This window comes from Sporolactobacillus terrae (assembly GCF_019930545.1).
GTDB classification, from domain to species: Bacteria; Bacillota; Bacilli; order Bacillales; family Sporolactobacillaceae; genus Sporolactobacillus; species Sporolactobacillus terrae.
The window spans coordinates 2,388,431-2,410,477 of the sequence record NZ_CP082837.1 but is presented as its reverse complement, the minus strand read 5'-3'; the positions used below and the strand labels follow the sequence as shown (position 1 = coordinate 2,410,477).

The following is a 22,047-nucleotide window of genomic DNA, read 5'->3' as shown; positions in this document are numbered from 1 at the left end:
ATATTGTAAACTATTTTATAGTAGAGAAAAAGAAAAAGGTGCAGCAGAAGAATCGATTCATAAACTTGGAATGGGGCGTGGGCAATTTGAAAATCGCAGTTTTAGGAGCAGGGGCGATCGGATGTTATTACGGCGGAGTTCTTGCTAAGGAACATGCAGATGTGACATTCATTGCGAGAAGACGCACATATGATCGTCTGAAACATCACGAATTGGTTGTAAAAAGTATTCATGGTGATTTTTCGTTACCGGTCAACGTTATCGATTCTGAGCATTTGGAAGGGCATGCTGCCTTTGACTATATTCTTTTAGCGATAAAATCGACTGGACTTGAAGCCGCGATTGAGGAATTAAAAGTTTTAATGGAAGACCGCACGAAGATCATCTGTCTGCTGAATGGGATCGGTAATGAAGAAAGGCTGGCAGAAGTGTTTGGTGCTCAGCGAGTCATTGGCGGTTCGGCGTTTATCTCGATTATCCGTGAAGCGCCGGGAGTTGTTCATCACGTTGGTGATGGCAAGTTGGTGATCGGCGAGTGGCAGAGTCATACGCATCAAGATGCCGGCTTGATCGAATTGGAGAAGCTGCTGCTTCAGGCAGGAGCGGCTGTACGCATTACATCCGACATCAAGCGAATCAAGTGGGAAAAACTGCTTTGGAATATCACCTACAATCCGTTGACCGCGTTAACGCAAACGAGGGTCGGCACGGCATTAAAAGATCCAGACCTCAAATTGCTGCTTGAACGCGTCAGTGCAGAGTTCCTGAATTTGGCGGATAAACGGGGCATAATAATCAGAGAGGATTACAAGACAGGACTTCTTACCCCCGATGAGGAGATTCAAAATCATAAAACATCGATGCTCCAGGATTTTGAGAACGGTCAGGCAATGGAATTAGACGCAATTCTCGGCTTTGTGATTCAGACGGCGAAACAATGTGCGGTTTCGGTTCCAACCATTGAAACCCTGTACCATCTGCTTCGCTTCTTAGAGCGTAGTCACTAAGACTAGGAAATGTAAAGGCGGTAGCGTGATGAAAAAGTTTGCAGCGGCACTTTTCATGATCAGCATAATCATGGTCGGTTCTCTATCCATTTTTTATATGGTCACTCATGCTCCGGAGAAACAAGAACAGCAGGCAAAGGAAGAGACTGCAGGCGATATCGAATCACCAGAGTCATCGGGCTCATCAGAACCAGCACAACAGCAACCTGATGAAGCATTAGCAAAAAAATTGACTGCCCCGTATGTCAGTCAACGGCCTGAGCTTCCTAATGGTTGCGAGATCACCAGTCTGACGATGCTGCTTCAATCTGCTGGCGTAAAGGTTGATAAGCTGACGCTTGCACGTCAGATAAAAAAAGTTCCTTTTCAATCCGGAACCTATAAGGGCAATCCGAACGAAGGATTTGTTGGCAATATGTATCACGGAAACCGCTCAAATCCCGGATTTGCCGTTTATCATGGGCCGATTGCAGATTTAGCACGCAAGTATCTGGGAAGCCGCATGATTGATATGACGGGAAAATCGTGGTCTGCGGTTGAGCAACAGATTGCTTCCGGAACACCGGTGTGGGTCATCACCAGCATTAATTTTGTGCCTGTTCCGGACAATGCTTGGCAAGAGTGGCCGACAAGGCAAGGGACGATTCGGATTACGTTTAAAGAACATTCAGTGCTCGTTACCGGATTTGATGCGGACCATGTTTATTTTAATGATCCGCTTGCAGAAGCTGCGGGCAGCAAAGCCGATAAAAAAACGTTCATTGAGGCGTGGACCCAGTTCGGCAATCAGGCAATCGCTTATACAGGGTCATGATGGCTGATGCAGATGTACTGTATCAAACTGGTAATCTATGGGACCTTCCTCATGTTTTGCAGGTATTTGTTTATTAGGACTAAACAAATGGTATAACTTACCTGTATAATAAAGGAAATCGTTCGATTTTTATCATATTCGGGGGTGGCCTAATGAGCCCAGATCGTCAGTTTACGCTTGTCGGAACCGTAGCAGCAGCGGCTGCAGTAGCCGCAATAGCCGGTGCGCCGAACCATGCTTCAGCAGAAACGTTTGATGCGTACAAGGCAAAAGCAACAACAAATGTGAATGTCCGCAGTACACCTGGAACGGATCACCCCAAGATTGGTCTCTTAAAAAAAGATCAGACCTTTGATGTCATAGGGGTAGACAAGAAGAGTGAAGAAGGAAATTGGCTCAAAATTAAATATGAGGGGCGCACGGCTTATGTTGACGGGCACTATACGGAGCGCGTAGAGGAAACAAAGGAAGCGGTGCCAACTTTGTCTGTCCAAAGGGTTGCCAGCTACCAAGGCGTCACGTCCGACAACCTACATGTTCGTCTGCTCCCTTCTGAAGATGGAACCATTTTGAAAACGTTGAGCCGCGGATCAACGGTAACCGTCACCGGTAAAACAAGTGACGGTTGGCTGGAAATTGATTACAAAGGCGGAGCAGCCTATGTTGCAGCAAAATACATAACTGCTGAAAAAAGTGCGGCATCATCGGTATCAACGCTAAGTAGCAAAACAACTTTGTATACAGGCACAACCACAGCGAACCTGAACGTGCGCTCAGGGGCAGGCACGTCGAACAAGATCCTGACAACGCTGAAAAACGGAAGCCGCGTCGACGTTGTGAGCGAAACGGGCGGTTGGCTGAAGATCAAGTATAACGGCGGCAGCGGTTATGTGTCCGCAGAGTTTGTAAGCAAGTCCGGATCAAGCAACACGAGCGAATCAAACAGCGAACCAGTGAAGTACACGGGCAAAACAACAGCGAACCTGAACGTGCGCTCAGGGGCAGGCACGTCGAACAAGATCCTGACAACGCTGAAAAACGGAAGCCGCGTAGACGTTGTGAGCGAAGCGGGTGGCTGGCTGAAGATCAAGTATAACGGCGGCAGCGGTTATGTGTCCGCAGAGTTTGTGGACAAGCCCGGCTCGAGCAACACGGGCGAATCAAACGGCGAACCGGTGAAGTATACAGGCACGACCACAGCGAACCTGAACGTGCGCTCAGGGGCAGGCACGTCGAACAAGATCCTGACAACGCTGAAAAACGGAAGCCGCGTCGAAGTAGTAAGTGAGACGGGTGGCTGGCTGAAGATCAAGTATAACGGCGGCACTGGCTATGTGTCCGCAGAGTTTGTGGACAAGCCCGGCTCGAGCAACACGAGCGAATCAAACAGCGAACCAGTGAAGTACACGGGCAAAACAACAGCGAACCTGAACGTGCGCTCAGGGGCAGGCACGTCGAACAAGATCCTGACAACGCTGAAAAACGGAAGCCGCGTCGACGTTGTTAGCGAAACGGGCGGTTGGCTGAAGATCAAGTATAACGGCGGCAGCGGTTATGTGTCCGCAGAGTTTGTAAGCAAGTCCGGATCAAGCAACACGAGCAGCCCTAGCAGTGAGTCGGTGAAGTATACAGGCACAACCACAGCGAACCTGAACGTGCGCTCAGGGGCAGGCACGTCGAACAAGATCCTGACAACGCTGAAAAACGGAAGCCGCGTAGACGTTGTGAGCGAAGCGGGTGGCTGGCTGAAGATCAAGTATAACGGCGGCACTGGCTATGTGTCCGCAGAGTTTGTAAGCAAGTCCGGATCAAGCAACACGGGCGAATCAAACAGCGAACCGGTGAAGTATACAGGCACGACCACAGCGAACCTGAACGTGCGCTCAGGGGCAGGCACGTCGAACAAGATCCTGACAACGCTGAAAAAAGGAAGCCGCGTAGACGTTGTGAGCGAAGCGGGCGGTTGGCTGAAGATCAAGTATAACGGCGGCAGCGGTTATGTGTCCGCAGAGTTTGTGGACAAGCCCGGCTCGAGCAACACGGGCGAATCAAACGGCGAACCGGTGAAGTATACAGGCACAACCACAGCGAACCTGAACGTGCGCTCAGGGGCAGGCACGTCGAACAAGATCCTGACAACGCTGAAAAAAGGAAGCCGCGTCGACGTAGTGAGCGAAACAGGCGGTTGGCTGAAGATCAAGTACAATGGCGGCACTGGCTATGTGTCCGCAGAGTTTGTAAGCAAGCCCGGCTCGAGCAACACGGGTGAATCAAACAGCGAACCAGTGAAGTACACGGGCAAAACAACAGCGAACCTGAACGTGCGCTCAGGAGCCGGCACGTCGAACAAGATCCTGACAACGCTGAAAAAAGGAAGCAGCGTCGACGTTGTGAGCGAAGCGGGCGGTTGGCTGAAGATCAAGTACAACGGCGGCACTGGCTATGTGTCCGCAGAGTTTGTCGAACAGCCATCCGACGACACATCTGCCGACGATTCGTCAAATCAATCGTCTAATGAATCGGGATCATCAGAGAACGGCTCATCAACAAGCTATGGTTTAACGACGACAGGTGTCCATTTTCGCCAAGGTCCGGGGAAAACGTATCAAAGCTACGGTGTCCTCCAAGCCGGAACGAAAGTAGAAATTCTCGCCCAAGGAGCGGACGGATGGATTAAGGTAAGCTATGATGGCAAGGATGGTTACATCTATGGCGACTATTTGAAGGATGAAATCACCTCAACCATTCAGGATGGCAACACCGCGTATATCACCACAAAGTACTCGGTTTCATTCGGACAAGCATTAGCAAAGGAAGAAAAAGTAAATAATAGTTCCTCGCTTGCCTACTATTTAAATCCAAATAACTTTGCAAAGGGCAGCATTGATTACTATCAATTTCTGCAATTGTCTTCATTGGCGAGTGTGTCCTTGAGCGATATGGATACGATGCTTCAGGGAAAAGGGATTCTTTCTGGTAAAGGTCAAGCATTCATTGATGCAGCTAAGAAATATCAAGTGAATGAAATTTACCTCGTCTCTCACGCCTTGCTTGAGACAGGAAATGGTTCGTCGACACTTGCCAAAGGCGTGGAGTATAACGGCAAAACGGTCTACAACATGTTTGGAATTGGTGCCTACGATGGCAGTGCCGTATCCAGCGGTGCTGCGTATGCCTACAATCAAGGGTGGACGACTCCGGAAAAGGCGATTCAAGGCGGAGCAGCATGGATTGCAAACTATTACATTTATAATCAAACGTATCGTCAAGATACACTCTATAAAATGCGCTGGAATCCCGAAGCACTGGTCATTGGCGACGCGGCACATCAATATGCGACAGATGTCGGCTGGGCGGTGAAACAAACACCGATGATTGACAATCTGTATCGAATGGCCGCCAAATACAGTTTGATTTTTGATGTTCCGGAGTATGGTAACTAAGCAAAGCTCAATAGAAAAAATAACCTTTTTACTTACCCCTTGGCGTTGAATGGCGATATCTCGACTCCAAGGGGGTTTTCTATAGCATCGCGTGCAGCAAGTGAAAGAGTCTGCCGCAACGGGCCATTGCTTATTTTACTTGTAAAAAACAGCATGCAATTCGAATAGCCGATGCGCGTTCTGCTACGCATCGGCTATTTCTCTGTGATCGCCAGCTGCTATTGGCTGCATGGAACGATTCTATTCATTGAAATCTTGGGTTTTGCTTCGTGATACCAACCGATTTTGTCGTTTGCGTCTTTGGGATTCATTCGCTGAACCGATTGCAGCGTATGCAGTTAGCATCAAAAGCGGCACGGTCATCAATAAGACATAAATAAATGTGTTGATGAAGGGACCGGGGGTTTGCTCATAGACGCTGAACTGAAGATCTTTTCGGCCCTGCTTCATGCCGTTTAGGGACAATGCTCCTCCTGGATAGGCATCACGTTGTTCAAATCCATGGCGATGGCCGTTAATGAACAGCTCAAGTCGTGCGTTGTCATTGCCGCTTAATTGATGCATTTTAAGAAGAAAATGCGTGTTTCCGTCGATCGGGGGAAACGCAAATGTTATCGGCCCGTGCTCATGATCCGGTGCAAACCTGCGCGCATATTCGGTTTGCTGAGAGCGGAGATTGACCAGTGAAAAGTGATAGCTGCCTTTTCCGCTCTGGCTAGCGACACTCATTGATATACGATTGAAACGGGTTGGTGCATGAAATGTCTGAGTGATTGAATGCTCGGCATCGAGAGGCACGGTTTGCTTATCGCTTGCAAACGGTTGATCCACAAGATAGTGGCGTTGCGGCGACTTAGGATTCAAATAAATTCCGGCTCCAGAAGCGCCACAGACAACGACAGCGGCAGCTAATCCAAAGATCAGTGGTAACCGGATTACATTCAGTTTGCGACCCGTTGTCGATTGAACGGTAGCTCGAAGCTGCTCCAGCTCCGTTAGCCCCAGAACGGCACCAATTAAGAGAAACGGTGTAAAAAGCAGGCTGTAACGCGGTTCAGCCTCCCAGATAAAGGTGTAAAAAAGAAAGTTTCCGAATAAAGTGATCTGAATCAATAGACCAAGCGCAGGTTTTTTCGAACGGAACGTATGGCAAGCTGAAAGCAGCAGCAGAACGAGTGCAGCGATATGAAACACTTGCACGATGATCAGTGTCAGTTGCTTGTTATGATTAAAGAGATATTGGTAAGCTTCAGTTGGATGACTCGAGAGATGTGTGTACCAATCATAGCCGTGCGCGCCTTCTCCCCATGTTCGGAACGCTTTGATCATCCAAAGCCGCAAAAGCCGTTGAAAGGGATTGTTCTCGAGGCGCGCTTTAATCTGCTGCCAGTCGGCGCGTTTTTTTGCGGCTTGATTCGGCTGCGTGCGCGTAAAATCATAGTCGCTGCGATTATATGAACCGTCTTTTGACAGACCGAGCATGATCCAATGCACACTTGGCATGGACAGATTAGGGTCATTTTGATAGCCAAATTGCTGCGCAACGGTTTGAAACGAATAGCTTGATCCTGCCAGCAGGACACCGATGATCGCTAAATTAAGAAGCACTTTCTTCCAATTCAAGACAAAGAACATGTAAATGGCAAGTGCCGGTAGAAACAGAATCAGATTTGGACGGATCAGCTGGCCAATACCGAGAAACACGCCGAGGATCATGATAAAGCGAAATTTTCTTGACTGCGCGTAACGATGCCAGAAATAGAGCATCAGAACAGGGAATGCGATAATTGCAGTATCTGTATAGAAGTATAGCGTATAAAAAAATAGCGGCAGACAAGTCAGATTGATCAACAGATACAAACAGGCCGCCCGTTCGTCAAGCCAATCCCGAACAAGCCGCCATCCTGCAAAAATACCGATGCCAAGCATGATGGCGCAGAATGAGCGGTCAATCCCCATATAACTTGAGATGTGAAACAGACCGGCAAACTTATACAGAAGAAAACGCAGTAGCGTTATGGGAATGTTGTTTGGATAGACCTTAAAGTAGAGGGTATCGGACGCATGCCCATGCGCAAGCAAATACAGCGATTCGGCATAGGTGTGCCCCCCGTCAATGAGCGGTGGGAGAACCGCATGAAAGCCAATGATCAGAAATGTAACAAAGCCAAGCATGATGAAGCCAATCAGCGTACTGATCATACGAATATGCCGGTCATTAAAGCGTGAAAGCAAGCGGTAGAATGCGAGATAAAACAGAAGCACAATCATTGCAAAAAGGCCCAGTGACAATATGGGGCCAATATAGCCGTACTTTTGAAGATAATCAAATGGATAGGCGAAGCTTGAAAAAAGAACGACGAGAAAACTAACAAAGAAAGCGATACTGAATAATTTCACGAGCAAACGTTTGTTATGTATAGCCTTCGCAAGTTTCAGTTTTTCCATAACTTTTTGCCCTCTTCTCAGTCACAAGTTGTTGGTACGGTGGCCATGATTAGGGTACGCTTTGATGCATCGCGACAGCAGTCAGCTGTTTTTTTACAGGTGAAAAAGGATGTGTTTTTGGTCAAGCAAAAGACAGTGCATCAAACGCGCAGATGCTCGGGCGCCTGCGGCAAGCGAGTAACCGAAGCGACGATTCAGCACAGAGAAGACACGAGCGGGTGGTTTAAGAAAATGCTGCACGAACGCGCATGGATCCCATTCCGACGTGCATTCTGCCAAAGCAGTCGTCAATGCGATCTGCGCCGTCAATAGAAAGCTCATCAGTTACCTTAATACCTGTCATGGCGCTTCTATCCTTATAAATGGAACGATTGATCAACGAAACACCGTTAACCTATTCGCAAAAATTCTGTGGAAACTGGGTCAATCGGAAGAAATAATAGGAGTAGAAAATCTGCTTAAAAGGACTTGCTTTAATGCAAAAATGCGATGTTCCGCTGAAGATGCGGCTCATCGCATAGAAAGGACTTGATAAAATCATTGTGATGCGTACTCAGAAAATGATAAACAGCGCGAAAACAGCAGCAAGAATAAAACGATAGACCGCAAACGGTACAAGCGTGTAGCGGCGTAACAGTTTCATAAAGAAGAGAATGGCAAGCATCGCGACGACAAATGCGGTTAGAAAACCAACAACAAAGAGCGGGATGTCACTTGCCGACAGAAAATCAAGACTTTTGTAAAAGTCTAATCCGCTTGCTCCAATCATCATCGGAACAGCCAAAATGAAGGAGAATTCTGCTGCAGTTTTGCGTTCTACCCCGGCAATAATCCCCCCGGCAATCGTGGAACCGGAACGGGAAAATCCGGACCAGAGTGACAGACATTGGAACAGACCAATGATAAAGGCTTGAGCGTAAGACAGCTCTTTTGTTCCTCTGCCGCCACGACCGGCAGCAATCTTTTCTGCAATAATCATTAGAATACCGCCAACAACCAGTGCGATGAGTACGCTCTGCGGCGAAAAGAGAACATTTTTAATAAAATCACGCAAAAGAAAGCCGAGGATACCTGCAGGAATTCCGGCAACAATGATGTGGATTAAATTCAAATTTTCGGGTCCGGTTTTTGGCTCATTTCGATAAAATCCGAACAGACTCCACAATCGTTTCCAATAGAGGACTACAACAGCCATGATGGAGCCTAATTGAATGATGACCTCAAACGTTTTGGCCGTCTCGCCTTTAAAATTGAGCAGATCGGCAGCCAATATAAGATGCCCCGTTGAGGAAACAGGCGCAAATTCGGTTAATCCTTCTACGGCTCCGAGAATGACCGCAATGAATAGTTGAATCAAAAAATTCACCAGCCTTAAATCGGTATTCGTTTCGTTTGTCAAACAAGCCCTCTTATTATAGCATATTCACACTTTGCATCCTTATAGCTGTTCGTCGAGGAATACAAAATCCGTACTTCTAAACAATTTTTTTATGAATAGATTAATTGAAGCGTAATCAGACACGCATAAACAAAAAACATATTTTAAAATATGGGTTGACTAATTTGGTGAGCAATGTATAATGAGTATCACACGAGTTAGAAATGTCTAACAATTGATTGAAGAAAACCAATGAAGAAGAGAGTAACAATGGAGCGCTGCACCAGCAAGCCGGGATGATGGAAGCCGGCACAGGCGAAATTGTGAACCGCACTTCGAAGGTGAAGATCTGAAATGAGTAGGATTTTCCGGGAACTCCCGTTACAGAGTCTTAAGCAGATTCCTTGTTTTACACTTTTAAGTAAAACGTATGGGAATAACTAGAGTGGTACCGCGGGTATTGTGATCAACGCTCGTCTCTTTTCTAAAGAAAAGAGGCGGGCGTTTTATTTTTTCCGCGGGCCCCCGTGCACGGTGATTGTGTACTACTTTTACAGTTTACTACTCTGAAGTTTTAACGAATTAGTGAATGAAAAACATTGGATTATTGGAGGCTTTACAGGTGAAGGCAGGTATTGTTGGCGCAAATGGATACAGCGGAGTGGAATTGATCCGCCTGTTGTTGAATCATCCGCAAATCAAAATAGAGATGCTGGTCGCTCATTCTACAAGCGGCATGGAGATCCAAAGCATCTATCCTCATCTCGGCGGGATTGTGGAGCGAAGGCTCGAGGCATTTGATGCGGATGAACTGGCGGCGCGAACCGATGTTGTTTTTTTTGCAACGCCTGCCGGTGTCAGCAAGGATTTGCTGCCTGAATGCCTGAAGCGCGGGCTGATTTGCATTGATCTTTCCGGAGATTTCCGCTTGAAGAACCCGCAGGACTATGCCGAATGGTACAAAAAGGATCCTGCTGACGCCGCTCTGCTCAGCGATGCGGTATACGGCTTATCGGAGCTTAATCGGGAGCAGATCGAGGGGGCATCTTTACTCTCAAATCCGGGATGCTATCCAACAGCAACGCTGCTGGGGCTTGCTCCGGTATTGAAACATGACATGATCGAGTTGAATTCAATTATTGTCGACGGTAAATCCGGGGTTTCCGGTTCCGGAAAGAAAGCAGTGATCGGTAATTTATTCGGTGAAGTGAATGAAAGTGTCAAGGCTTATAAGTTAGATCACCATCAGCACACGCCGGAGATTGAACAAATGATTGAAGAAATCAGTGGTCAAAAAACGGCGATCACGTTTCACCCGCATCTGATTCCGATGACACGCGGTTTGCTCTGCACCACCTACGCAAACCTGAAACAAGGCTTTTCAACGCGTGAACTTTTGGAACACTATGAAAAGTTTTATAAGAAATCGCCCTTTGTGCGGATCAGGCCGCTTGGGACTTGGCCGGCAACAAAGGAAGTACTTGGCTCAAACTTCTGTGATATTGGTTTAAATGTTGATGGACGAACGAGGCGGCTAACCATTGTCTCGGTAATCGACAATGTAGTGAAAGGCGCGGCCGGTCAGGCGGTACAAAATTTAAACATTATCAAGGGCTGGGATGAACAAACAGGCCTTACGTTCACCCCGATCTATCCGTGAAAGGGCGAGTTCAATGGAAAAATTAGACCAAAAACCAGCGATTAATTATATAGAAAACGGAAGCGTCGGCAGTGCAAAAGGCTTTAAAACCGGCGGCATGCATATCGGACTGCGTACGAAAAAACCGGATCTTGGCTGGATTTATTCCGAGGTCCCGGCAGCGGCAGCAGGTGTTTATACAACTAACGTGTTTCAAGCCGCACCGCTTCAGGTGACACAAGAGAGCATTGCTGAAGAGAAGAAACTGCAAGCGGTGCTCGTTAACACGGTCAGCGCAAACTCATGTACCGGGCGGCAGGGCTTGGAAAATGCGCGTGTCACCCGACAATGGTTGGCGCAGCATTTAGGCATCACCGATCATCTTGTCGGGGTTGCCTCAACCGGTGTGATCGGCATGCAGCTGCCGATGGAGAAGATAAAAAAAGGCATTGCCGCCATTGACTTGTCTGGAAGCGAAGCACCGTTTGAAGAGGCAATTCTTACAACCGATACAAAAACGAAACATTTGGCGGTTACCTTTGAAATTGACGGCAAATCGGTGACGATCGGCGGGGCGTGCAAAGGATCTGGAATGATTCATCCGAATATGGCAACGATGCTTGGCTTTGTCACGACCGATGCGGCTGTTGCCCCGGACGCGCTCCGTCAAGCGTTAAAGACGATCGTTGATAAAACGTTTAATCGCATTACGATTGATGGAGATACCAGTACCAACGACATGGTGCTGCTTCTGGCAAACGGGCAGGCTGGAAATCAGCCGCTCAGCGCGCAGCATCCGGAATGGCTCGTCTTTCTTAAAGGACTTGAGGCCGTTTGTCAAGGACTTGCGAAGTTTATTGCCGGTGACGGCGAAGGGGCGACCAAGCTGATTGAGGTTCAGGTAACCGGTGCTAAAGATGATCAGTCGGCTGAAGTGATCGCTAAGACAATTGTCGGTTCAAGTCTTGTGAAAACGGCGGTGTTCGGCAGCGATGCGAATTGGGGCAGAATCGTCTGTGCCATGGGCTACAGCGGCGAAGCGTTTGATCCCAATCACGTCACATTGAAACTGGGCGACCTTGTCCTTTTCGAGAACGGCGTGCCCACCCCTTTTGATGAAGAACAAGCGAAGAATGCTTTAGATAAAAACAGTATCGTGATCAAAGCGTCCCTTGGTGAAGGAAACGGCAGTGCGGTTGCCTGGGGCTGCGATTTAACTTATGACTATGTGAAAATAAATGCGTCGTACCGTTCATGAAAAACGTAAGGAGGGAAAACCATGACTCACTATCTGGTGATTAAATGCGGAGGAAGCGTTTTTGATAAACTCACTCCTGAATTTTTTAAAAGCCTGCAAATCATTCAAGAGAGTGGCAAATGGCAACCGGTCATCGTGCATGGCGGCGGGCCGGCCATCTCACAAATGCTGGATAAGATGGAAATACCGACCGTTTTTCATCACGGACTTCGGGTTACGACGCAGGAAGTACTCGATGTTGCTGAAATGGTACTCAGCGGAACCATGAACAAACAGATTGTTTCCAAAATTGCCGCTTCGGGCGGGAAAGCCATCGGTCTGAGCGGGGTTGACGGCGGCTTGTTTCTAGCAAAACCAACCTCACTTACCGAACTTGGCTATGTTGGTGAGATCACATCGGTGGATGCCGGGGTGATCCGCAGCCTTGCCGGTCAAGGGTTTATTCCCGTGGTTTCACCGATTTCAATGGATGAGCACGGACAGCATCTGAATATTAATGCGGATCAGGCAGCCGCTAGTCTAGCCGTTGCATTGAATGGAAAATTATGTTTTATCAGTGATGTTCCCGGGATTCTTGTTGAAAAGGACGGCGCATTAACCCCCTTGAAACAAGTCTCAAATCTGGAAATTGAACAAATGATCGAATTAAAGAAGATCAGCGGCGGGATGATTCCAAAAGCAAAAGCAGCCGTTGACAGCTTAAAGAAGAACGTTAAAGAAGTCGTCATCGTGAACGGGATGATGCCGGATTGTTTGATTGATTATACGAATGGCGTTGAAGTCGGTACAAAAATATTCCTTGAGGAGGAAATCCTTCATGCTTAACACAAAATCAGAAGAAACGCTCGCACCGGTCATGTCAGCATACGGACGTTTTCCCATCACGCTTGAAAAGGGCAAGGGCAGCTATGTTTGGGATACTGAAGGAACAAAATATCTTGACTTTACGGCTGGGATCGCCGTTCTTGCACTTGGTCATGTCCCGGATGCCGTTGAGGCAGCATTGAAGAAACAGCTCGGACTTCTATGGCATTGTTCGAATCTCTACCACATCGGGCCACAGGAGAAACTGGCAAAAATGCTAACAGAACGAACCTGCTGTGATCAAGTATTTTTTTGCAACAGCGGCGCAGAAGCCAATGAAGGCGCGATAAAACTGGCCCGTCGCTATGCGGCTTCCGTACTGAATAAGCCGGAAGGGCATATTATCACGTTCAACCATTCATTTCACGGCCGGACGCTGGCAACCATGGCAGCCACCGCGCAGGAGAAGATCCAAAGTGGTTATGGCCCGGTCGTTCCTGGGTTTAAGTATCTTCCTTATAATAGTAAAGATTCTGTAGCAGACATTGCCTCGGATGATCAATGCATTGCGGTCATGCTGGAAATGGTTCAAGGTGAAGGCGGCGTCATTCCGGCGGATAAAACATGGGTACAGCAGCTTTCAGCCATTTGCGCGGAAAAAGGCATTCCGATGATCGTTGATGAAGTACAAACAGGCATGGGCCGTACCGGCACCCTGTTCGCCTATGAACAATACGGTATTGAACCGGATATTCTAACGGCAGCTAAAGCACTTGGATCAGGCATCCCGATCGGCGCATTCATGGCGAAAAAAGAGATTTCCAAACTGATGACGCCGGGCAGCCACGGATCAACCTTCGGTGGAAATCCGTTCGCCACAGCTGCCGGAGTAGCCACGATTCAGGTATTTGATCAACAGGATGTCTTGGCACAATGTACAAGCAATGCCGCCTATTTCCATGAAAAATTGACGGCACTGAAAGAAAGCTATCCGAAACAGCTGACGGCAATTCGCGGTCTGGGTCTGCTGATCGGTGTTGAGACAAAAGCTCCGGCGATCGATCTGGTTAATGAATTGAGAGAGAAACATCATGTACTGATCCTAACGGCAGGAAAGTATGTTTTGCGAATTCTGCCGCCGCTTGTGACCGATGAAACGGAGATTGACGCATTTATTGCTGCCTTTGATGCGGTTTTAAAAGAACGATAAAGATGGGGGTCTGCTGATCATGAAAAAGGGATATTTGCTTCTGGAGTCGGGCCAAGTTTTTCAAGGTGTGCGCGTCGGTGCTTCTTCCAGCGTGATGGGCGAATTGGTCTTTAACACGAGCATGACCGGATATCAAGAGATTATGACCGATCCCTCGTACGCCGGACAGATCATGACATTCTGCTATCCACTGATCGGCAACTATGGAATTAATCTTTACGATAATGAGCATGCACGCATTGAAATGCAAGCGGTGTTGTTCAGCAATCTTTGCAATGTGCCCAGCCATTATCAGTCGGTGATGAATGTGGATCAGTGGCTGAAACGCTCAGGAGTTCCGGGTCTTGCTAATATTGATACACGAGCCGTCGTGAAAGCCGTTCGCCGAAGCGGTACGATGAAGGCAGTCATCAGTGATCTTCCTGATGCTGCATCAATTGATTGGGGGCAGCCGCTGCCAACAGATATGGTTGCGAAAGTATCCTCAACAAAAACGACGGTTTATGAAGGAAACGGACCTCATGTCGTTTTAATGGATTACGGGTATAAGAAATCGATGCTTCAAGCGCTTCTGGCTGAAGGATGCAAGGTCACGGTTGTTCCATACAATACGGATGCAGAAACGGTGAAATCTCTCCAACCGGATGGCGTGATGCTCAGCAACGGACCTGGAGACCCGATTCAATTGCAGCCGCTGTTTGGGGAAATCAAGAAGATCACATCGGCTTATCCAACATTGGGGATTTGCCTTGGCCACCAATTGATCGCGCTGGCGTATGGAGCGAGCACGGGCAAGCTGCTTTTTGGTCACCGCGGTGCCAATCATCCGGTCAAGGCGCTTGCGACCGGAAAGGTATGGATGACCTCACAGAATCACAGCTATGTTGTTGAGAAAGACAGTGTTGATCAAAAGCAATTTTCGATTAGTTATCTGAATGTTAATGATGGATCGGTTGAGGGATTGACGCATCATCAGCTTCCGATTGAAACGGTTCAGTTTCATCCGGAAGCCCACCCCGGTCCGGATGATACCCATCCAACGTTTACAAAATTTATTCATATGATGAAACAAAGCAAGGGTGAAGCAAATCATGCCGTTACGTACTGACATTAAAAAAGTGCTGGTTATTGGGTCCGGACCGATTGTAATCGGTCAAGCAGCGGAATTTGATTATGCCGGTACACAGGCCTGTCTCGCACTGAAAGAAGAAGACATTGAGGTTGTACTGATTAATAACAACCCGGCAACAATTATGACGGATGATCAGATCGCTGATCGAACCTATATTGAGCCATTGACGCTTGCTGCGATTGAAAAAATTATTGCCAAGGAACGCCCGGATGGACTGATTGGCACACTTGGCGGACAAACAGGATTGAATCTAGCTGTTTCTCTTTATAATCAAGGGATTCTTGCAAACTATCATGTGGAATTGCTCGGAACCTCTGTGGACTCCATTCAGCATGGAGAAGACCGTGAGCTGTTCAAAGATTTAATGCTGAAAATCAAGGAACCGATTCCTGAGTCCAAGATCATTCGTTCTTACGAAGACGGCCTCGCGTTCGTTAATGAAATCGGCTACCCGGTGATCATCCGCCCTGCTTATACTTTAGGCGGCTCTGGCGGAGGTTTTGCTTATAACGAACACGAACTTGATCTTGTGCTTCATCGTGGACTCAAGCTCAGTCCGATTCATGAGGTTCTCATTGAAAAGAGCATTAAAGGCTGGAAAGAAATTGAGTATGAAGTGATGCGCGATGCCAATGATACATGCATGATTGTCTGTAACATGGAGAATATGGATCCTGTGGGCGTACATACAGGAGACAGTATCGTTGTTGCTCCGTCACAGACGCTCTCGGATGCGAACTATCAAATGCTGCGCAACGCATCGCTGAAAATTATCCGTGCTTTAAAAATTGTCGGCGGATGCAACATTCAGTTCGCGTTGAATCCCCGTTCTAACGAGTATGCGATTATTGAAGTCAACCCGCGTGTGAGCCGATCATCCGCGTTGGCATCGAAAGCGACCGGTTATCCAATCGCACGCGTCGCAGCGAAGTGTGCGATCGGCTTCCATCTTGATGAAATTTTGAACCCGATTACCGGGACCACGTATGCATCGTTTGAACCGGCGATCGATTATATTGTTGTCAAGCTGCCGCGCTTCCCCTTTGATAAGTTTACCGAAGCGGATCGAAGCTTGGGGACTCAGATGAAAGCAACCGGTGAGGTGATGGCGATTGACCGTACCTTTGAGGGCGCATTGAATAAAGGTGTACGTTCTTTGGAAATGGGCTTTTCCGGTCTCGAGAATAAGGCGTTCACGGTTCTTTCAGACGCTGTATTGGAAAACAGTATGAAGCAGGCAACCGATTTGCGGCTGTTTGCGATCAGCGAATTATTCCGAAGAGGACGGACGGTCGACGCTTTGTGGGAAATGACGGCGATTGATCCTTGGTTCCTCAACGCAATTCATGGAATCGTTGTTTTTGAAGAAGCGATGAAAGGGAAGACTCTAACGGAGCTGAGCGATGAGATATGGCAGCGGGCGAAGTGGCTGAATATCGGCAACCAGCGTTTGGCTGATCTGCTGAATGCCCCGGTGGAGGATATTTCCAAACGTGTTCGTGCAGCCGGACTTTCGGTATCTTACCATTTGGTGGACACATGTGCCGGTGAATTCGAAGCGCAGACCCCCTATTATTACTCGACATGGTTTGGCGCCGATGAGGCACAGGTCAGTGATAAGCCGAAGATACTGATCATCGGATCAGGACCAATTCGGATCGGGCAAGGAATCGAGTTTGACTATTGCTCGGTTCAAGCAACAATGGCAGTGAAGAAGAACGGTTATGAAGCAATTGTGATTAACAATAATCCGGAAACCGTCAGCACCGATTATTCAATTGCCGATCGCTTGTATTTTGATCCGCTTGCCGTTGAGGACATTCTTCATGTTGCTGAAAAGGAAAAAGTGCAGGGCGCGCTCGTTCAATTTGGCGGTCAAACGGCTGTGAATGTGGCAAAAGCGCTTGAACAAGCAGGAATTAAAGTGCTTGGTACCTCAACGCAAAGCATCGACCGCGTCGAAGATCGGGAGCAATTTTATGAACTGCTGCAGTCATTGAACATTCCGCATATCAAGGGACTGACGGTGCACAAAATGGAGGATCTTCCAAAAGCAGGCGAAGCGCTCGGCTATCCGATTCTTGTCCGGCCTTCCTACGTGATCGGCGGTCAATCCATGTTCCTGTTCCATCATCCGCATGAACTTGAAGCATATATGACCAGCGATCGAAACATGACGCAGCAGTCATTTCCTTTATTGGTTGATCGTTACATGCCGGGCATTGAGTGCGAAGTTGACGCGATCAGCGACGGCGTGCACACGGCAATTCCGGGCATCTTTCAACATATTGAACGTGCCGGTGTTCATTCTGGAGACAGCATCGCAGTTTTTCCATCGTTCGGCCTTAGCCAAGCAGTGAAGGATGAAATTGAAGCAGATACACGGAAACTATGCAGCAGCTTGAATGTTAAGGGGTTAATTAACATTCAATTTGTGATCGCCTCAGGAAAGGTATATGTGCTTGAAGTGAATCCGCGTGCGTCACGTACGGTGCCAATCATCAGCAAAGTAACCGGTATTCCAATGGTTGAGCATGCAGTAGGCGTTCAACTCGGTCATTTTTTACGCGATCAGAATTTGGATGATGGTTATTGTGCATCTCCTGATTTTTACGCGGTGAAGGCACCGGTGTTCTCGTTTACGAAATTGCAGGGGGTTGATCCTGTTCTCGGTCCGGAAATGAAATCGACCGGCGAACAACTGGGCATGGGCGCTACGGTTGACGAGGCATTTCTAAAAGGTGTCTTATGCAACGAGGACAATCCATTTGCAAAGGACAACGCGAATAAAGCCATCTTATGCTCCATCACTGAAAATCAGCGCGAGGAGAGTTTCGATGTTGTCCGCCAGCTTGCTAAAGACGGCTTCAAGATTTTTGCAACACCAGGGACCGCTGCTGCATACAGACAGGCAGGAATGACGGTCGCTGAGGTAAATGATGATGCAGAGGCTGCAGCCCAATTGATTGCAAATGGCCAAGTGTCCGCCGTGTACAATATTCCGACGGCCGGGCGCAACCGGCAATCGTTTGGCTTTCAAATCAGAGCGCTCGCACTACGCTACCAAGTGCCTGTGTATACCTGCACCGACACATTCGTTGCGACGCTTCATGCAGCAAAGTGCGCCATTTCATCGGATGTACACACGCTTGATGAATATCGGAATCTCAGTTATACGAATCAATAAGAGGAAGTGAATGTCTTGGAAAACGAAACAGCAGCAACATTGACAGGCAGAGATTTTCTTACGATCGCTGAATTTACAGAAGATGAACTGATGACCTTCTTGAATACGGCTGTTGCCTTGAAGACGATGCAAAAGCAGGGTGTTCCGCATCATTTCTTAAACGGACAGACGCTGGCGATGATCTTTGAAAAAGCGTCGACACGGACACGCGTTGCGTTTGAAGTGGGGATGTACCATTTAGGCGGTTCTGCATTATACTTAAGCAGTAAAGACATACAAATCGGCCGCGGCGAGACGATTGCCGATACGGCTAAGGTGCTTTCTCGCTTTGTCGACGGTATTATGATTCGTACGTTCGGTCATGACGTGGTTGAGGAGCTGGCGGCGAACGCCGATGTTCCGGTGATTAATGGATTGACCGATACGCATCACCCGACGCAGATCATTGCCGATCTGCTGACGATTTACGAACACAAGGGTAAAATCGGCGGACTCAAGGCATGCTTCATCGGGGATGGCTTCAATAATATGGCCCATTCACTGATGGAGGGTGCTGCGGCATTCGGTATGGATATGACGGTTGCAAGTCCAAAGGGCTATGAACCGGATGCAGCTATTTTTGAGGCGGCAAAAGCTAGAGGCGCAAAGAACGGCTGCGCGATTTCCGTAACGGATTCACCACAGGAGGCTGCCAAAGATTGCGATGTGGTCATCACCGACACATGGCTGAGTATGGGCGATGAGGCTGAGAAGGACAAGCGGCTGCACGATTTCCAAGGGTTCCAAGTGGATGATGCGCTTGTTTCACTTGCTAAACCGGATCATATCTTCATGCACTGTCTGCCGGCTCACCGCGGCGAAGAAGTCACGGAGAGCGTCATTGACGGCGATCATTCCGTTGTTTTTGATGAAGCGGAAAACCGGCTTCATGCACATAAGGCAATTCTGAAATGTTTGATGGAAAAAGACGCATAAAAAAGACAACTTTTAGGAGGGTATTACCAATGGCAAAAGAAAAAATCGTTTTAGCCTATTCCGGAGGTCTCGATACATCGGTTTGCATTAAGTATCTCCAAGACAAATACAATTACGACGTGATCGCACTCAGTATTGATGTTGGCGAAGAGGGGAAAGATCTGGCAAAGATTAAGCAAAAAGCACTTGATGTCGGCGCGATCAAATCCTATGTTGTCGATGCGAAAGAACTGCTTGCCGAAGGCTACCTTGCACCGGCACTTCAAGCAAATGCGCTGTACGAAGGCGTCTATCCGCTTTCCTCCGGACTATCGCGTCCGCTGATCGGCAAACTGCTCGTTGATGTTGCACACAAGGAAGGGGCAACCGCTGTTGCTCACGGATGTACTGGTAAAGGAAATGACCAGGTGCGGTTTGAAATCGCCATCCAGGCACTTGACCCATCGTTGACGGTTGTTGCTCCAGTTCGTGAATGGGGAATGACACGCGATGAAGAAATCAAATACGCGGCAAAGAAAGGGATTCCGATTCCGGTTGACCTTGACAACCCGTTCTCAATCGATGCGAACATTTGGGGACGTGCATGTGAAGCCGGTGTTCTGGAAAATCCATGGAATGAAGCACCGGAAGCGGCATTTGCCTGGACGAATCCCATTGAAAAAACACCGGATACGCCGCAATATGTTGAAATTGACTTTGAAAAAGGGATTCCTTGTGCCTTAAACGGCGAGAAAAAGCCTTTCATTGAAATTATTAAAGAACTGAATGCAATGGGCGGATTACATGGTGTTGGGCGGATTGATCATATTGAAAACCGTCTTGTCGGCATCAAATCACGTGAAGTGTACGAAAGCCCTGCAGGCGTCATCTTAATCAACGCGCACAAGGCACTCGAAACGATTACGCTGACAAAAGAAGTCTCGAAATTTAAACCGTTGATCGACAAAGAAATTTCACAGGTAATCTATGACGGACTTTGGTACTCGCCAATCCGAGAAGCACTGATGGCTTTTGTGGAACAAACACAGCAAGTGGTTTCCGGCAAAGTTCGCGTGAAACTTTTCAAAGGAAATCACGACGTTGTAGGACGCGCATCGGACAACAGCCTTTATAATGAAAAACTGGCAACCTATACGACTGGTGATGCGTTCGACCACAATGCTGCGGTCGGCTTCATCAAACTGTGGGGACTGCCGACGAAAGTGAATGCAGAAGTGCACAAGAAAGGAACGGAGGCAGATCATGGCGAAGCTTTGGGGCGGCCGGTTTACGAAATCAACTAACAAGCTTGTTGATGACTATACGGCATCGATCTCATATGATCAGGAACTAGCAAAAGAAGATATTGAGGGCAGCTTGGCTCATGTTCAGATGCTTGGCGAATGCGGCATTGTCTCCGAGGAAGAGGCGAAGACGATTCAACAAGGTCTGACATCAATTCTGAAAAAAATAGAAAAAGGCGACGCGCATTTTTCTACCGATATGGAAGATATTCATATGAACATCGAAAAGATGCTCATTGACGAGATTGGCCCGGTTGGCGGAAAGCTTCACACTGGAAGAAGCCGCAATGATCAGGTGGCAACGGATATGCACCTGTACATGCGGAAGAAGACCAAAGTGCTGATTGATCTTCTTGAAGACGTGCAGCATGCACTGCTTGAACAGGCAAAAGCCAATGTGGATACCATTCTACCCGGATACACACATCTGCAGCGGGCACAGCCGATCTCATTCGCGCACCATTTGCTTGCGTACTTTTGGATGTTTGAACGCGACAAATCGCGCCTTCAGGACAGTGAGAAACGGATCAATGTTCTGCCGCTCGGAGCCGGTGCGCTGGCTGGGACAACGTTCCCGATTAATCGCCGCCGTGTGGCTGAACTGCTCGACTTTGCCGACGTTTATCCAAACAGCTTAGACGCAGTGAGTGATCGCGACTTTGTTGTCGAAGCACTCGCAGACTGTTCACTGATCATGGTGCACCTTTCACGATTATCAGAAGAAATGGTTCTGTGGAGCAGTCAGGAATTTCAGTTCATTGAGCTGGATGATGCCTTCTGCACCGGATCCAGCATCATGCCGCAAAAGAAAAATCCGGATGTTTCCGAATTGCTGCGCGGCAAAACGGGACGCGTGTTCGGTCATTTGGTCGGGCTGCTGACTGTGCTTAAAGGGCTTCCACTTGCCTACAATAAGGATATGCAGGAAGACAAAGAAGGCATTTTTGACACGGTCAAAACATTGGAAGGCGCACTGAAATTACTTGCGCCGATTCTTGAGACGATGACCGTTAAGAAAGATCGGATGCGTCATGCGGTTGAAAAAGATTTCTCAAATGCAACCGACATTGCCGATTATCTCGCAAAAAAAGGTCTGCCGTTCCGCGAAGCACATGCGGTCACCGGAAAGATGGTTCTTTATGCAATTGAACACAAGAAATATCTGCTGGATCTTGAGCTGAGTGAATACAAGCAATTCAGTCCGCTCTTTGAACAAGATATTTTTGATGCACTGCTTCCTGAGAATGTCATGCGCGCGCGCGAAAGCGAAGGCGGAACCGCACCGCACCAGGTTGCAAAACAACTGAAACTTGCGGAGACACGTCTGTATCAGAATGATTCGTTCTAATACGGCTGTTTCATATAAGTACGCTTTTTGTAGATGATTTGCATTATCCACAAAAGCAGTACCCCCCTAATTTGTTATACTTTTTTGAGGATACGTGTTAAACGTATCCTTTTTTTCAGAA

General features: G+C 47.9%; 14 protein-coding genes and 1 other annotated feature. Of the genes, 12 read left to right on the top strand and 2 right to left on the bottom strand.

Going from position 1 to position 22,047, the window contains the following annotated elements; translation table 11 throughout:
• Window positions 1-86 precede the first annotated feature (86 nt).
• From K7399_RS11540 to K7399_RS11530, 3 genes are all read left to right on the top strand, one after another.
• A complete protein-coding gene (locus tag K7399_RS11540) occupies window positions 87-1,007 on the top strand; it encodes a ketopantoate reductase family protein (RefSeq protein WP_028978055.1) in 921 nt (306 codons plus the stop codon).
• A 28-nt stretch (window positions 1,008-1,035) separates the two neighbouring features.
• The gene (locus tag K7399_RS11535; protein ID WP_028978056.1) at window positions 1,036-1,821 is read left to right on the top strand and encodes a C39 family peptidase; all 786 of its coding nucleotides are present in this window, start codon (window positions 1,036-1,038) and stop codon (window positions 1,819-1,821) included.
• 152 nt (window positions 1,822-1,973) lie between these two features.
• On the top strand, window positions 1,974-5,264 hold the full coding sequence (locus K7399_RS11530) for an SH3 domain-containing protein (protein WP_128167203.1): 3,291 nt from the start codon (window positions 1,974-1,976) through the stop codon (window positions 5,262-5,264).
• Window positions 5,265-5,504: 240 nt separating this feature from the next.
• Here K7399_RS11530 and K7399_RS11525 read toward each other — a convergent pair whose 3' ends face one another.
• Window positions 5,505-7,712: a glycosyltransferase family 39 protein gene (locus K7399_RS11525; protein WP_128167199.1), complete on the bottom strand. Its 2,208-nt coding sequence runs from the start codon at window positions 7,710-7,712 to the stop codon at window positions 5,505-5,507.
• A gap of 553 nt (window positions 7,713-8,265) precedes the next feature.
• Window positions 8,266-9,069 (bottom strand): undecaprenyl-diphosphate phosphatase, encoded by an 804-nt coding sequence (gene bacA / locus K7399_RS11520; protein ID WP_028983407.1) that lies wholly within the window; start codon window positions 9,067-9,069, stop codon window positions 8,266-8,268.
• 264 nt (window positions 9,070-9,333) lie between these two features.
• Window positions 9,334-9,574: a binding site (T-box leader), on the top strand.
• Window positions 9,575-9,712: 138 nt separating this feature from the next.
• On the opposite strand from bacA, the gene argC reads away from it, so the two are divergent.
• From argC to argH, 9 genes are read left to right on the top strand one after another with little or no spacing between them, the layout of a single operon-like run.
• Entirely contained in the window at window positions 9,713-10,750 is a 1,038-nt protein-coding gene (gene argC / locus K7399_RS11515; RefSeq protein ID WP_028983408.1) for an N-acetyl-gamma-glutamyl-phosphate reductase, read from the top strand.
• Between the two features lie 13 nt (window positions 10,751-10,763).
• Complete coding sequence (argJ, locus tag K7399_RS11510) at window positions 10,764-11,987, top strand: bifunctional ornithine acetyltransferase/N-acetylglutamate synthase (protein WP_128167196.1); 1,224 nt, start codon at window positions 10,764-10,766, stop codon at window positions 11,985-11,987.
• 21 nt (window positions 11,988-12,008) lie between these two features.
• Window positions 12,009-12,812 carry an acetylglutamate kinase gene (gene argB, locus K7399_RS11505; protein ID WP_128167190.1) on the top strand — a complete coding sequence of 268 codons (804 nt, stop codon included), beginning with the start codon at window positions 12,009-12,011 and terminating at the stop codon, window positions 12,810-12,812.
• The gene (locus K7399_RS11500) at window positions 12,805-14,001 is read left to right on the top strand and encodes an aspartate aminotransferase family protein (RefSeq protein ID WP_028977212.1); all 1,197 of its coding nucleotides are present in this window, start codon (window positions 12,805-12,807) and stop codon (window positions 13,999-14,001) included. Before argB ends, K7399_RS11500 begins: the two co-directional genes overlap by 8 nt.
• A gap of 19 nt (window positions 14,002-14,020) precedes the next feature.
• Window positions 14,021-15,109 (top strand): carbamoyl phosphate synthase small subunit, encoded by a 1,089-nt coding sequence (locus tag K7399_RS11495; RefSeq protein WP_028977213.1) that lies wholly within the window; start codon window positions 14,021-14,023, stop codon window positions 15,107-15,109.
• Complete coding sequence (carB, locus tag K7399_RS11490; protein WP_128167188.1) at window positions 15,093-18,320, top strand: carbamoyl-phosphate synthase (glutamine-hydrolyzing) large subunit; 3,228 nt, start codon at window positions 15,093-15,095, stop codon at window positions 18,318-18,320. The genes K7399_RS11495 and carB overlap by 17 nt, the downstream gene beginning before the upstream one ends.
• A gap of 15 nt (window positions 18,321-18,335) precedes the next feature.
• Window positions 18,336-19,295 (top strand): ornithine carbamoyltransferase, encoded by a 960-nt coding sequence (gene argF, locus K7399_RS11485; RefSeq protein WP_028983413.1) that lies wholly within the window; start codon window positions 18,336-18,338, stop codon window positions 19,293-19,295.
• A 29-nt stretch (window positions 19,296-19,324) separates the two neighbouring features.
• Window positions 19,325-20,578, top strand: coding sequence for an argininosuccinate synthase (locus K7399_RS11480; RefSeq protein WP_028983414.1), 1,254 nt, complete (start codon window positions 19,325-19,327; stop codon window positions 20,576-20,578).
• A complete protein-coding gene (gene argH / locus K7399_RS11475) occupies window positions 20,538-21,926 on the top strand; it encodes an argininosuccinate lyase (protein ID WP_028977217.1) in 1,389 nt (462 codons plus the stop codon). Before K7399_RS11480 ends, argH begins: the two co-directional genes overlap by 41 nt.
• The last annotated feature ends 121 nt before the right edge of the window (window positions 21,927-22,047 follow it).